The sequence below is a fragment of the Pseudonocardia humida genome, from assembly GCF_023898865.1.
Classification (GTDB): Bacteria; Actinomycetota; Actinomycetes; order Mycobacteriales; family Pseudonocardiaceae; genus Pseudonocardia; species Pseudonocardia humida.
Map to the genome: position 1 here is coordinate 44341 of NZ_JAGSOV010000041.1, position 13724 is coordinate 58064.

A 13724-nucleotide genomic window follows, 5' to 3' on the forward strand; every position below is an offset into this window, starting at 1 on the left:
TCACCGCACTAGGCGACCGGCCGGGTCGGCCAGGACCTGCACGTTCACCCCGTGAGCCTTGTGCTTCCCCGAGTAGTACGCGCAATCGTGGCCTCCTGTCATCCCGACCCGGTCGATGCGCAGCAGGGTGCCATCGAGCACCACGAACGCCTTGCGCCCCGCGACGGCGATCGCCTGCCCCAAGCTGGGTGCTAGGGCCGCGAGCACCTCCAGTCTTTCGCGCAGGTAGCGGTAGACCGTGGTGGTGCCGACGGCGAAGCCGCGGGCCGGGTCGCCGTAGGTCTCGCCCTTGCCCAGATGGGCCACAACGAGCAGGGCTGCCGGCCGACGGGCAGCCGCCGTCACTTCGTCCCAACACCGTGCGCCGCTGCCGTAGCGCGTCGGCCAGCATGATCAGCGACCGGTTGGACAGGGTCATCCGCGCAGGGTAGGAAAACACTCGAAGCTCCTGGTTCAGACGAGTCCATCTCAGCAATCACCCGGGAGGAATATGGGAATCCAGAGCCAGGCTGGGTACGCTAGTTCGACGTTGTCGCGTTTCTTGAGCGATCGATTGCCCTACCTCGATCGTGTGGCGCAGACGTGGATTCCGAAGCTGGCGTCGATGTCTGATGGGCCCGCTCTGGCGATTCGTGGACGTGACGACTTGGGGTGGGCACTCGAGCTTCGTTTGGGCCTGGATCTGGCTGCCACACCGCCGCGCCTGCGGGAGCTTTCCTACTTGCCGATCGAGCGTTGTCGCGCACTACTGGCGGCGGCTGGGTATGAGCATCGCCAGGTCGGCGTGCTGCCCTTGAGCGGTACTACTGATCCGCTGCTCTGTCATTGGGAACGAACTCGTCATCCAATCGTCCCGTGCGAGAATCAGAGTGCTGCCTTTAGGGCATGCTTAGATTTGGCGTGGTTTCGCCAACTCATTCACAAGTGGGGAGAGGGCCGGACAGTTGACGAGCGTCGGTCGTGGTTCGTCAGCCTCGCCACCCACAACAGTGGCCTCGATGGCGACGCCGAGCTTCTCGATGCAATGGCGCATTGTTGGAGGGTATACCTCAAGCGGGGGCGACGTGCGTTGCTCAAGCAAGGTAGCGAGGCTTCGGTTGCACCTGAGCTGGCCTTAGGGTACGGCGTGGCCGACCTCGTGATTGGCCGAATGCTGATTGACGTTAAGCTCGCTGTCCGGCCCGCAGTCGACGAGGCCGTGACGTGGCTGAGGCAACTAATCGGATATGTGCTTCTGGACCGACACAACATCTTTGAACTGGACAGCGTGGCTGTGTATTGCGGCTGGCACGGGCAGCTGCTTTCATACCCGCTGCAAGCTCTGCTAGCGACCGCAGGCGGTGGTTCGACTCCCAGCTTAGAACGGTTGCGCCTGGACTTCTATGAGGTCATGCGCGACGAACTGGACACCTATGCAGCCTGGAGGGAACGTCAGCGCCACCCTTAACGCTCGTGCATCGACTGGTCGAGATGCCGCTCGCTGCGCATGCGGGTGCTTCCTTGGCTCGACAGATGACGGCGAGATTAATTTCATCCAGCCTGTGGAGGGGGTCGTCCGGCTGTCGGCGGAGTCGAAAGTAGTCGTCCGCGTAGGGCGACTGCCGCTGGCCGCGGCAAAGCAAACAACCGACGCGGTGCGCGCGGTCGGCAGGGGTAATACTGCCCGAGAAAGACTCGCGTACTCAACCCGCGCCTGGCAGTTCGTGGATAGAGCCGCCGCACCGATCCCGCGACTGGGCACCGCCGGCGGATCTGCGGGACCGCGACCGCCAGACCGGCGCCTTGGTAGCCGGTGTCGGCGACCGCTCGAACTCCGGCGCGGGTCGAGCGCGGCAAGGATGCCGTGCTCACGGGCGGCGGCGAGATCGTGCCAGGAGCCGGGCAGCGTGGGTGAGACCCAGACCAGTCAGCCGGCCGGTCGGCGAGGACCTGCACGTTCAGCCCGTGGCACTTGTGCCGTCCAGAGTAGAACGGCCGGTCGTGACCACCGGACATGCCGACCCGGTCGATCGCCAGCAGGGTGCCATCGAGGATCATGAACGCCTTGGCTTGGGCGAGCTCGATGGTCTGGGCGAGGGTGGGGGCCAGCGCGGCGAGCACGTCGAGGCCCTCCCGGATGTAGCGGCACACGGTGGTGATGCCGATGCTGAAGCCCTCGGCGAGGTCGAGGTAGGTCTCGCCTTGGCGCACGTGCGCCACCACCAGCAGGGCTTGGCGGCCGGGGTCCAGGCGTCGCACTTGGTGCGCAGTAGGCGGCGGCGGTGGCGCAGCCGGTCGGCGAGGGTGATCAGGGCGCGGTGGACACGGTCATTACCGACGGGTAGGAAGACACCCGAAGCTCCTGGTCTGGACGAGTTGATCTCAGCAATCACCCGTCTACCAGGGGCCTCACTCACGCCCATCAGCCACCACCCCGGGGCAGGCAACTCACGCAGCCAAACTGGAAAGGCTCAGCCACCAAGTCCGACACCAACTGGTGGCGTCGGAAGTTCCGCGGCATCACCCGCCGCGACCGTGACACGAACGACCAGATCGCAGCAGCGGGGTGGCTTGTGGTCAGGATCTGGGAGCACGAGGATCCTGTCGGAGCAGCCGAAGTGATCAAGGTGCTCGCCCATGATCGCGCGGCCGCCTCCAGCTTGGAGGGGCCTGTGCAAGTCGGAGAGGGTCATGAACCCCCACGGCTCTGACCAGGCGCTTTACCGATGTCCGCGAAAGCCGAGATAAATATTCGCTGGTCAGGGACTTGACCGTGTGTCCGAGGGGCGAGTTGCACGCTAGCCACACGCCTCGTTCTGGCTTGACACTAGAAGCAGTGCCCCTGATCGCGGAGGCGTTCGTCATCTGCCCAGTGTGCGTAATCGAGCGCAGTTCGATGTCGCACAGGGCGAAGTCCTATGGTGCCGCCCTACAGCGGATCGGGCCAACCTTCGGCCAGCCGACTGAGACCGTCCAGACCGATGACGCGCACCCCGCCCCGTCGTGTCTCGACGAGCCCGGCTGCTCGCAGCTTACGCAGCGCCTTGACCGTCGCTTCGCGAGATGCACCGACCGACTGCCCAAGATCCGTCTGGGTCAGGTGGAGCCAGCCCGGTGCCCGCTGGCGCCGTGTGCGTTCGACGAGATAGCTCGCGATCCGTCCAGTCGTGTCGAGCGCACCGAAGTCCAGCCGGCGCAGGTCCGCCTCGCGCAGGCGGCTGACTACGAGGCGCAGCAACTCCAGAGCGGCTTCCGGGTCGGAGGCGAGGTGGCCGACGAGCGCGTCGGCGGTGACGACTTGTCCCTGGAGGTCGGTGACGGCCTGGATGCTGGCTGACCGGGCCTGCCTGTCCAAGGCCGCGAACTCGCCCAGCAGGTCCCCCGGTCCGCGAACCGCGAGTACGACCTGTTTGCCGCTCGCGGCGGACAGAACTGCCTTCGCGCGTCCTGACTCGATGAGGAGCACACTGCTGGCCGGCTCGCCTTCGCGGAAGATGATCGAACCCTGACGCCATGCCCTGGTGTGACCAACGGACCTGATCCATGTCGTCAGCTTCGTGCAGTTAACCGTCGTCCCTCCCTGCCTCGCGCACATCCGAGTGACGCGGTCTGCGTCTTGAGACGCAGACCGGCCGGTTGCTCCCCTGTGTGATTGCACCATGCCTACCGGCGACCGGCTTGATGCCGACCGCGACTTGGACATTGCGATGGCCGTCGCAGCGGAGACCAACCGGGTCATCGCGGCGGCAGACGTGAAGGCCGGCCTCCTGCTGGCCGCACAGGGCGTAGTCATAGCGGGATCGGCTGCCGCCATCGGTGGCGGCGCGTCGTCCCTCGGTGCACTGTGGTTCGTCGCCGTCGCGGTGCTGTTGTCCGGAGCCAGCGTTGTGCTGCTGGTGATCGCTTTGTGGCCCCGCACCGCCGGTTCATCACGGTGGCTCGCGTTCCCGGTTTTGCGCCTCGATGGTGCCGTGCGAGACCGTCCGGCTCCCTCCGAGCTCGCGAACGAGGCGTGGGTGCAGGCAGGGACGCTCGCCGGTATCGCCCGTCGCAAGTACGGCTGGTTCCGCGCGGCGCTGGTTGCAGGGGTCGCCGGAGTTCTCACGTTCGCCAGCTGGCTCGTGCTGGCCGCATTCAGTTGATCACGACATCCCGGAGGCGCATGTGACTGGCAACTCGGCTCGCACTCGGCGACTACCGCTTTACCGAGCTCTCCTCGCCGTCGACGTGAAGGACTTCAGCGGGTTCGAAGCGGCCGCTCACGCCGAAGTCACGGGCCGCATCAAGCCGATCATGGCCGCGACCTTCCGCCGATGCGGACTCGGCGAGGTCTGGGACGACGAGCTCTGGCACCGAGTCATCGGAGACGCGTATGTCTCCGCCTACCCTTCGCCGGCGCTTCCGCTACTGGTGCATCCACTGCTCGACGCCCTTCAAACTCAACTGGAACACGAGAATCGGACTGCGCCCGTCGGTCACCCGCCCCGGCCGCTGCGGATGCGTGCGAGCATCCACGTCGGTCCGATTACCGATCCCGAGGACGATCCCGTGACCGACGGCAGCGGCACGTCCCGCGTCGACACCCACCGGCTACTGGATTCGACCGAGGTGAAGCAAGCCTTGGCGCGAGCAGGTGAGAAGACCTGCGTGGCAGCGATCGTGTCAGACAGGGCGTTCACCGACGCCGTCCTCGGTGGGTATTGCGAGCTGAGCAGAGAGCTTTTCACACCGGTCGACGTCGCGGTGAAGAACTACCGGGAGCGTGCATGGCTCGCGGTCCCGGTGCCGTCGGGTGATCTGCTGGCCCGCGGCATCGAGCCGCTCACTGCGGAGGATCCGTCGGGTGGCGAGGTGGGCGCTGAGGGGAATACGCGGCAGGGCGACGCCGGAAAGAAGTCGGCCCAAGACGTCGGAATGACCGGAATAGGATCCGTCGGCGGAGATGCGACGAACACGTTCGTTGGCAACAGTGGTCGAATCTCGATCTCCGGAAACCCCGCCCCGTCGCCCCGTCCCAGGAAGCGTCGAGATGACAGCTGATCCGACACCGGCCGATGAGCGCGGAGATCGTCTCGAAACGGACCGCATGCCTAAACCGGACATGACCGGGATCGAGCGGGTCGGTGGAGACGCCCGCGGTGTCTTCGTCGGCAACCGCGGTCCCATCACCTACGAGGAGGTGGTCAACTGGTACTTCACGCCGCAGCGGGTACGGCGGGGGTCAGTCCTGCTCGCTCGTGCCGACGAAGGCGAACTGCTACGACTGTTCGTCACTCCGCCAGGGTGGGACAAGGCTCAGCAAGAGCTGATGCGGGACAAGACGGTCATGATCACCGGGGTCCCGCATACCGGCCGTCGGACGGCCGGGTGGTGTCTGTTGGCCGCGAGCTCGGACAGCGAGAGCCGGGAGGTCCAGACGATCAGCCCCGAGAGCGACGAGAGCGAGCCGCCGTTCGACAGCGAGGAGATCGTCGCCGGGGACAGGTTGTTGGTCGATCTGTCCACGATCGATGACACGACCTTCGCGCGAGCAGAGGACGCGTTGGGCGCGTATCTCGCCGCTGTCGTGGATCGCCAGGCCATGGCGGTCGTTCTGATGCCCTGGGACCAGCGCGCCGTGCGGTCCGAGCTCCGGCGGCGGACACGCACGGTGGGTCGTCCGGACGGGTTCGCCGTCCTGCGCAGCCACTTCGCGTACCTCGACCTTCCTGTGCCCGATGCGGAGCATTCGGGATTGCCCGATGTCGTGCACGGCTACGGCATCGGGGAGATCGCCCGGCTCGCTGAACTCGCCGCGGTTGCACACCAGCGTGCGAGCGGCCCAGGGTGGACGTGGCTCGACAAGGCCATCGCGGCAGTGCGGAATCGTGACAGCGACGCGGAGAGGCTCGTCCGGTGCACCGCCCCTGATCTCGAGACGCGCGCACTGCTGATGGCAGTCGCGCTGTTCCACGGGTCCTTCACGGAGACCGTGACATCCGCGGCGAACCGCCTGCTCGAGGTGGTCCTGCCAGAGCGGGAGCGGACGTCCGCCTTCGCGGCTCCCGGGCTCGGTGAACGGCTCGGGCCGCTCGACGCCGAGATCGACGGCGAGGGCCGCATCCGGTTCACCGGTCTTGACACCGCTGCGTCGGTCCGGGCGTATTTCTGGACACACTTCCCGGACATCCGCGAAGAGTTCCGGGACTGGGCTCTCTCGTGCGGTCCTGTGCTCGTCGAGGACGGCATCGATTCGCCTGAAATCGTCCGGCGGCTCGTCGAACAGCTACTACGGGTTCGACGGCGGGGCGACGTCTTCTACATCACGCGCAAATGGGCAGAAGGCACCCGTGCCGTTACCGTCCTGGCCAGCGCCGCACTCGAGCACGGACTGACCGATCCGAGGCATGGCTGGGCGTTCCGGCGACAGTGCTACGAATGGGCGAGGGCCGGGGCCACCAACCGCCCTGCGATCTCCTCACGGCTGGCCGATCTGCTCGTGGCGGCTTGCCGGGAGGTTATCAGCAGCACCCACCCCGAACAGGCGACCGTCCGCCTGCGCTACCTAGCCGCCCACCGTGACGAGCGGGTTGCTTCAAACGCCCGCGAGGCGCTGGGGGCCGTGGTGGGCCAGCGGCCTGAGCGTCTGCGCCATCTTCTCGGCTGCCTCGACGGCGGCGCGACGCGGCAGCAGCGTAGGTCCGACGCCCGCAGTTTCCTCGCCGCCGTTGATCCCAGCCACCTCGTGAGGTCTTCGCCCACTTCAACGGCTGCGTTGATCGATCGTCGCGATGTGCGTTCCAGGCTGGTCGAACGCTGGCGTGATGCCTGGCTGCTCGGAACTGACGAATGGGAGGCGCCACTGCAACGGTGGCTGGCCACCGCGCAGGACGTAGCCGACGATCGGATCCTCGCCGTCGTGGCGGCGGCGAGCGACGGGCGACTCGACCAAGTCAGCAACCTGGAGGCAGCCGCCGAGCGCTGGGCCGCCACGCAAGGCGGCTCGGCTGCGTACCACCTAACTGCCCGGTTCGTCGCCGCACTGGACGACATGTTCGTCGACGTCGCTCTGCAGTCTGCCGACCTGGCGCCCTACACCCCATCACCCGGTTCGCACGTGTCGGAGGAGCCTTCATGAACGACAAGCAGACCAGAGCAGCCGTGGTCCACGGTGTCGCGGGCTTGGCCGCCATCGTCTTGCTGTGGTGGCTCAGCAGCACTTTCGGATGGCCCACGCCGGTACTCGTCGTGCTCGTCCTGGTGCTGCTGGGCGTCGTCGGCGTGTCCGCCTTCCGGACTCTGTGGAAGAGCGGTCCGCAGCCCGAACCATTTCCGATGGGGCCTCCCAGGCCAGTCGCCGCTGCGCCGATCCCGCCCGCTTCAGCTCCGATCGGACCCATCGCGATCGCGAGCGGTGACGTTGCCTATCGGTTCCACTTCACCGCCACGGTTCACTGGCAGCAGAAGGCGGGCGACTCGCCCGAGGGCCGGATCCGGCGGGGAGCCCATGCGCAGGAGGCGTTGTTGGACCGGGCGATCGATGCTGCACGGGCAATCGCGCCGGTCGATCACGCGACGGCCGCTCATCGTCTCGCAGCAGCGTTGTCCGAACCCCTCGTCGCCGCCCGGGCTGCGGTGCAGGTCTGGGCGACCGATGTGCGTGTGGATCTGGCTGAGGAAGACTCTCAACGACTGACGAAGCTGCAACGGATGCAGAAGGACGTACGCCTGTGGGAGCAGGAGCGCGCGCACGAGAAGGAGATCCGCCGGTATCTCGGCGAGGACGCCCTGGCGAGTTCCGGCACGGCGCTGGTGTGGTGGCTTGCTCGTCACGAGGACGACATCCGCGGTGCCGTCGAGCGCATTCCGGATCTCACCCGAATCAGTGCCGTCGCTCAAGGCCTGCCCGCTGAGCCGATGCTCGACGACGAGTGGACGGCGGAGCGTCAGGAACATGACGGCACGGTCCCCGACCAAGGCGCCCGCGGCACGACGGAGCCGGCGAACGACGAGCACTGGTACAACCCGGCTGAGCCGAGTACACCTGTGGATGCAGCACGGGACCTGCTCGACGGTCTCTTCCCGCAGAACGACGCCGATCGGGCCCGGGCGGCTCGCCACCTTGCACTCCTCGTCGAGCGCTGGGGGCAGCGGGACCTGGCTCACTCGCTCCGCGGGCGCGACGGCGACTCCGATGAGGCATCGTGGGCAGCGAGCCGGCCACATGATCACATCACCGAGTCCGAACCTTCGGAGGCTTCTAACACCGGCGCTCCCAGCTCAGCGGCGGACCAGGCGGGCGATGAGGACGACGACTTTGCCGGAGACCCGCAGCGGTGAGATTCGGCACGGGAGGGCGTCGACGGGGCCCGGGACTTCATGGCTCCGCTTGTAGCGGTGTCGGACCGCGTCGAGACCCTGGTGCCATGTACCAACATCTTGATCCTGGTCCGGTCCCGCCTGCCTCGTCGCCGGTCACCTCCCAGGTGATGCGCCGGACCAGGAGGTCCGGGACTCGGCCGGAATTGGCCTTACGCAGCGCGCTGCACCGGCGAGGCCTTAGGTTCGTGGTCGATCGCCCGGTCCCGGGCTGCAGCGGCCGTCGGCGCGCTGACATCCTGCTGCGCGGCGCTCGTATCGCTGTGTTCGTCGATGGCTGCTTCTGGCACTCCTGTCCTGAGCACAGCCACCTGCCCAAGACCAACACGAACTGGTGGCGTCTGAAGTTCCGCGGCATCGTCCTTCGCGATCGGGACACCAACGAACAAGTCGCAGCGGTGGGGTGGCTCGTGGTCAGGGTCTGGGAGCACGAAGATGCGATTGGAGCAGCCCGGACCATCGAAGTGCTCGTACGCCACCGGGCAGCCGGTCTGGCACGTCGTGCATCGAAGCAAGTCGGCGGGGGACATGAACCCCCACGCCGCTGACCAGGCGCTTCGCCGAGACTCAGCGGACGGGATATGAATCACCACAGGTCGTCAGCTTGATCTTGTGTCCGAGGGGGGACTTGCGCACTAGCCACACGCATGTTGCTGGATTAATGCAGGACTGCTGGCGCCCGGACCCGCCGTCGAGGAGTCGTTCCGGCTGTGTTCTCGACGCCAACCCCGCAACTCAATTTGCCCGTCGGTCGCCGCCAAAGGGCGGCCGGTAGCGGCGGTCAGGCGAACAGCGCGCGACGGCCGATCTTGCTGCGCACGCCCGACCGATGGTGGAGCCACTTACCAGGGTCCTGCGCTGCACCGACGGCGAGCGTGCGTCAGGTCGTCCGCTGGCGCACCACCATGTAGGCGACCACGAACTCGCAGCGGCGCATCCTCACCGTGGTGGGGTGGCCGGCGAGGAAGCGCAGCGCCATCGGCGCGGTTCGTGCTGGAGAGACTCGGCCCCAGGGGACCGCGCGGCGAGGTTCTGGTAAGGAAGTGCGCCGTGAAGGCGAGCGAGACCACAGTTGGTCAGTTCCTCCAGGGCGAGACCCAGTTCGTGGTGCCCCTCTATCAGCGGCGTTACAGCTGGCAGCACGGTAAGGACAAGGACCACCTCGGGCAGCTGTGGGACGACCTGATGGTCCTCGCCGGGGACGGTGGCGTGACCACGCACTTCCTCGGCTCGATCGTCCTGGCCCCGAGTCCGGCGACGACGGCCGGCGGGCTGACCCGCTGGATCGTGGTCGACGGGCAGCAGCGGCTCACCACGCTCAGCGTGCTGCTCTGCGCCCTCCGCGACCACGTGGCCGGGACCAACGGGACCCTCGCGGAGAAGATCCACGAGCACCGGCTCGTCAACAAGTACGCCACCGGCAATGACCGCTATCGGCTGCTGCCCACGCAGGAGGACCGCTCGTCCTGGATGGAGCTGGTGGAGCGGGCCCCGGCGGCCGGGGGCGAGGACCGGATCGGTAGTGCCTACCGCTACTTCCGCACCAAGCTGGCCGAGTTCGACGACCCGGACGACGACACCGATGTCGCGACCCTGGAGCAGACCGTTACCGGCCGGCTGGCCTTGGTGTCGATCTCTGCGCACGCCGACGACAACGTCCATCGGATCTTCGAGTCGCTCAACCACAAGGGGCAGCCGCTCACCCAGGCCGATCTGCTGCGCAATTACCTGTTCATGAATTTGCCGACTATGGGCGACCACGTCTACACCACTCAGTGGCTGCCTTTGCAGACAATGCTCGACGACGCGCAGCTCGACGAGCTCGTGTGGCTGGATCTCGTCGTGGCCGGGGACGAGAAGGCGACCCAGACCGCGATCTACCGACTCCAGCAGGCCCGGCTCGACCACCTCTCGGAAGAGGAGATCGCGGCGTGGGTGGTGCGGCTCCACCACCGGGCCCTGCTCCTGCGGCGGATCCTGCGGCCGGCGGAGGAGCCGGTGCCGGTGCTGCGCGCCGCGCTCGACCGACTCAGCCGCTGGGGGTCCACGGTGGTGCACCCGATCGCGCTGCACGTGCTGGAAGCGCACGAGGCCGATCTCGTGGATGCCGAGGAGGGCGCCCGCGCGTTACGGGTGGTGGAGAGCTTCCTGGTGCGCCGGATGCTCGTCGGCATTCCCACGAACAACCTCAACCGCATCCTGATGTCGCTGGTCAAGGAGTTGGGCGGCAACGCCCCAACGGCGGCGGCGATCACGAGGGTGCTGTCCGGCCCCCGCAAGCGGTTCCCGACCGACCAGCAGGTGCGCGAGTCGGTGCTGGTGGAGCCGTTCTACTTCAGCGGTCGCGGTCCGCAGCGGCGGTTCGTGCTGCGGTACCTGGAGGAGGACCTGCGCCACGGCGAGCAGATCGACTTCGACCTGGCTGCGCTGAGCATTGAGCACGTGCTGCCGCAGAAACCCTCGCAGCAGTGGTTGACCGAACTGGCGGCCGAGGCCGATCCCGACGAGACAGCGGAGGAGGTGCACGCCTCGGTTGTGAACACGCTGGGCAACCTCACGCTCACCGCCTATAACGCGCAGCTGTCGAACTCCGACTTCGACGTGAAGCGCGTCCAACTCGCTGACAGTGGGCTGAAGACCAACCGGTCGATCGCCGAGCATGATCGGTGGGGGCGTGCGGAGATCCGCGCGCGCAGCCGCGCACTCGCCGATCAGGTGGTTGCAATTTGGCCGGGCCCGGACGAGTCGGCCACCGCCTACCCGATCGAGCCGCGATGGCGGCTGATGAGCCAGGTCCTCGCGTCTGTTCCGGCCGGACGTTGGACGAGTTACTCGGACGTGGCCGAGGTGATCGGCTCGCACCAGGTCGCTGTGGGGGCGCGATTGGCTACTGTGACGACGCCGAATGCGCACCGCGTGCTCAAGCGCAGTGGACACATCTCGCCGGAGTTCCGGTGGCCTGATCCCGAGCGCACCGACGATCCGCGCCAGGTGCTACTGGCTGAGGGTGTGCGGTTCGACGAGTGGGGTCGGGCTGAGCAGGACCAACGGATGGACGCTGAGCAGCTGATGGCAATGGTGGCGGAGGATCGCGACTGACCCTCAGAATGTCGTAGGTCTGCATCCGGCTTCGGCCGCAGCACTAGCCCATCGAGAAGTCAGCGCAATCTCGAAGTTCGACAGCTAGTTGCGTTAGGAACGCGGAAGGTCTCAATGCGTCGCGGTCGGGCCACGGCAGAACGGCGTCGATCGGTCCTGCGACGCGAACTAGCGGAGGAGGGTCGGCGTTGGTCGACGAACCGAGGCGGTAGTAACCGATGATGCAGCAGACCGTTACTAGTGTGGTCGCCGGAGAGGCAGGACCGTTGCCCCCTTTGGCAGCCAAAATGTCGGCGTCCAGGCAACTCCAGGTTGTCGGTCCACCCCGAGATGCTCGTGCCGTGTACCAGCACCTCGATCCAGGCCCGACCCCTTCAGCATCATCGCCGGTTGTCTCGCAGGTCATGCGCCGGACCAGGAGGTCCGGCACTCGGCCGGAGCTGGCGCTCCGTAGTGCTCTGGCACCGGTGCGGTTTGAGGTTCGTGGTCGATCGGCCGGTACCGGGCTGTAGTCGCCGCCGCCGCGCTGACATCCTGCTGCGCGGCGCGCGGATCGCTGTCTTCGTCGCCGGGTGCCTCTGGCACTCCTGTCCAGAGCACAGCCACCTGGCCAAAATCCAACACCGGCTGGTGGCGCCTGAAGTTCCGCGGCATCACCTGCCGCGACCGTGATACTGACGCGCAGATCGCAGCGGCGGGGTGGCACGTGGTCAGGATCTGGGAGCACGAAGATCCATTCAGAACAGCCAGGGAGATCGAAGTGCTTACGCGTCGTCGCGCTGCTCGCCCGCAGCGTCTGCGTCGAAGCAAGTCGGTGGGGGTCATGAACCCTCACGGCCCTGACCAGGCCCCCTGTCGAACTTGATGATCAGGGTGATGAATTACTGCTGGTCAGGGACTTGATCGTGTGCCCGAGGGGGGAGTTGTGCACTGTCCACACGCATCGCACTCGCCTAACCGATCGAACTGCTTCCCGCTACGTTCGCGACCTCCTGTAGTCGAGGTGTCACATATTGAAGTCGGCCGCATTGCCTGTCAAGCGTGGGTGCTCAATGCGAAGCACGGACGCGTAGAGGCTGATGTGAGATCAGTCACCGATGGACCACAGTAGAGTGCCGAGCCGAACCCACCAGTTTGGCCCAAGGTACTCGTTGAGTAGTAGGAGTAGCTTCTCGCCGTCAACCAATTCAAGTCGAGGGTTATTTGCCGCCATAAGCAAAGCAGGCTTTGTAAAACGGCTGCTAGTGACTAAAACGCCAGAACTCGCGCGATCAGTGCTGACTACGCCTGCCAGTTCACGAACGCGCCGTACTCCTACGGGTTCGGTATAAAGCTTACACTCGATAAAGATCGTGTGACGCCGTCCGGATTCAAGTCGGAGGGCGAGCACGTCGCGCCCGCCGTCCTTTTGTGGTGGAGTTAGTTGAACAGAGTAGCCCATCTCGCGATATAGGCGAGCAATAAGCCTCTCGAAATCTCGTGGACTGAGATTCAGTAGATGTTCTCGCTCAACCTCCGGGGCACCCCTTATCCATCTTGCCTCGATTAGCGCGATAGCGTCGTGAAGGCCATCGCGTCGCCCGCCGGCGAGACCGATGATGTGGGCTTTCAGGTAGGCGCGAATGACATCGCGTGCCGTGAACGGACTGTCGGGTAGGAGGTCAATTACCCACCGCACTCCTGGTTGGGCGTGCTCAACGTTTGCAATAGTTCGAAGGAGGCGTTTTCCGTATTCGAGCGATGACAGTATCCGAAACTTCTCCTTGTTGTGTAGCATATAGTACAGGATGTCCGCGTCATGTTCGAATGTTGCCGGTCGGAATAGAAATGACCGTAGCACTGCCATCACCTCATCCTCGTCGCGCTCCGGCGCCAGTGCGAGGTACTCAGTCGCCAGCGTTTGCGTGGGAAAAGACCAGTAGTGCAAGGCTTCGTCGGGGCCTACTTCATGCTCCTGGTCCTGCGCCTGTCGCACGGCTTGGATCCAGTCGTCGAGTCGACCATCCCAGTAGCTTCCTACTCGAAGCTGAACGCCAGAATCTGCTAGCTCGATCGCTCGCGCATGTGACGGCAGTTCAAAGGCATCTGGCATATCTACATCCTGCCAGTTGGGGCCGACATCGTCGGGCGACATGGCTGACGGGGGCGCGGCGGCCAGATCAGAACAAGCGCCAGGGCGCGCGCGGGTGGCAGGGCGGAACGATCAAGTCCATCTACACCGACTACGCGATCTTCGGTCGGTTGGCGCGGCAGGAGGTGCTGCTCGACCCGGACGACGTGGTGGCCGG

At 65.9% G+C, this 13724-nt stretch carries 11 protein-coding genes; 7 read left to right on the forward strand and 4 right to left on the reverse strand.

All coding sequences use genetic code 11. The annotated features are described in order from the left end of the window. Entirely contained in the window at nt 1-345 is a 345-nt protein-coding gene (locus KDL28_RS20165; protein ID WP_252440954.1) for a transposase family protein, read from the reverse strand. A 145-nt stretch (nt 346-490) separates the two neighbouring features. Here KDL28_RS20165 and KDL28_RS20170 point away from each other — a divergent pair, with 145 nt between their 5' ends. Further along, on the forward strand, nt 491-1447 hold the full coding sequence (locus KDL28_RS20170; RefSeq protein WP_252440956.1) for a hypothetical protein: 957 nt from the start codon (nt 491-493) through the stop codon (nt 1445-1447). Nucleotides 1448-1530: 83 nt separating this feature from the next. On the opposite strand, the gene KDL28_RS20175 is transcribed toward KDL28_RS20170, so the two are convergent. Both KDL28_RS20175 and KDL28_RS20180 read right to left on the reverse strand, forming a co-directional pair. Continuing rightward, complete coding sequence (locus KDL28_RS20175; protein WP_372497023.1) at nt 1531-2238, reverse strand: transposase family protein; 708 nt, start codon at nt 2236-2238, stop codon at nt 1531-1533. Nucleotides 2239-2908: 670 nt separating this feature from the next. Then, nucleotides 2909-3574: a Crp/Fnr family transcriptional regulator gene (locus KDL28_RS20180; protein WP_252440958.1), complete on the reverse strand. Its 666-nt coding sequence runs from the start codon at nt 3572-3574 to the stop codon at nt 2909-2911. Between the two features lie 64 nt (nt 3575-3638). Between KDL28_RS20180 and KDL28_RS20185 the strand changes: the two genes are divergently transcribed. From KDL28_RS20185 to KDL28_RS20210, 6 genes are all read left to right on the forward strand, one after another. Then, a complete protein-coding gene (locus KDL28_RS20185) occupies nt 3639-4121 on the forward strand; it encodes a Pycsar system effector family protein (RefSeq protein ID WP_252440960.1) in 483 nt (160 codons plus the stop codon). Nucleotides 4122-4206: 85 nt separating this feature from the next. Beyond that, complete coding sequence (locus KDL28_RS20190) at nt 4207-5019, forward strand: hypothetical protein (protein ID WP_252440962.1); 813 nt, start codon at nt 4207-4209, stop codon at nt 5017-5019. After that, complete coding sequence (locus KDL28_RS20195; protein ID WP_252440964.1) at nt 5009-7096, forward strand: hypothetical protein; 2088 nt, start codon at nt 5009-5011, stop codon at nt 7094-7096. The genes KDL28_RS20190 and KDL28_RS20195 overlap by 11 nt, the downstream gene beginning before the upstream one ends. Beyond that, nucleotides 7093-8298 carry a hypothetical protein gene (locus KDL28_RS20200; protein WP_252440966.1) on the forward strand — a complete coding sequence of 402 codons (1206 nt, stop codon included), beginning with the start codon at nt 7093-7095 and terminating at the stop codon, nt 8296-8298. The genes KDL28_RS20195 and KDL28_RS20200 overlap by 4 nt, the downstream gene beginning before the upstream one ends. A 149-nt stretch (nt 8299-8447) precedes the next feature. Beyond that, nucleotides 8448-8885 (forward strand): very short patch repair endonuclease, encoded by a 438-nt coding sequence (locus KDL28_RS20205; protein WP_252441120.1) that lies wholly within the window; start codon nt 8448-8450, stop codon nt 8883-8885. A 502-nt stretch (nt 8886-9387) separates the two neighbouring features. Then, nucleotides 9388-11436 carry a GmrSD restriction endonuclease domain-containing protein gene (locus KDL28_RS20210; RefSeq protein WP_252440968.1) on the forward strand — a complete coding sequence of 683 codons (2049 nt, stop codon included), beginning with the start codon at nt 9388-9390 and terminating at the stop codon, nt 11434-11436. Between the two features lie 1087 nt (nt 11437-12523). On the opposite strand, the gene KDL28_RS20215 is transcribed toward KDL28_RS20210, so the two are convergent. Continuing rightward, nucleotides 12524-13570 (reverse strand): restriction endonuclease, encoded by a 1047-nt coding sequence (locus KDL28_RS20215; RefSeq protein WP_252440970.1) that lies wholly within the window; start codon nt 13568-13570, stop codon nt 12524-12526. Nucleotides 13571-13724 lie beyond the last annotated feature (154 nt).

Excerpts from the sequence above, each read along its gene's own strand:
- KDL28_RS20170 (WP_252440956.1), top strand. The coding sequence starts at position 491 with ATGGGAATCCAGAGCCAGGCTGGGTACGCTAGTTCGACGTTGTCGCGT.
- KDL28_RS20180 (WP_252440958.1), bottom strand. The coding sequence starts at position 3,574 with ATGTGCGCGAGGCAGGGAGGGACGACGGTTAACTGCACGAAGCTGACG.
- KDL28_RS20185 (WP_252440960.1), top strand. The coding sequence starts at position 3,639 with ATGCCTACCGGCGACCGGCTTGATGCCGACCGCGACTTGGACATTGCG.
- KDL28_RS20195 (WP_252440964.1), top strand. The coding sequence starts at position 5,009 with ATGACAGCTGATCCGACACCGGCCGATGAGCGCGGAGATCGTCTCGAA.
- KDL28_RS20200 (WP_252440966.1), top strand. The coding sequence starts at position 7,093 with ATGAACGACAAGCAGACCAGAGCAGCCGTGGTCCACGGTGTCGCGGGC.
- KDL28_RS20205 (WP_252441120.1), top strand. The coding sequence starts at position 8,448 with ATGCGCCGGACCAGGAGGTCCGGGACTCGGCCGGAATTGGCCTTACGC.
- KDL28_RS20215 (WP_252440970.1), bottom strand. The coding sequence starts at position 13,570 with ATGTCGCCCGACGATGTCGGCCCCAACTGGCAGGATGTAGATATGCCA.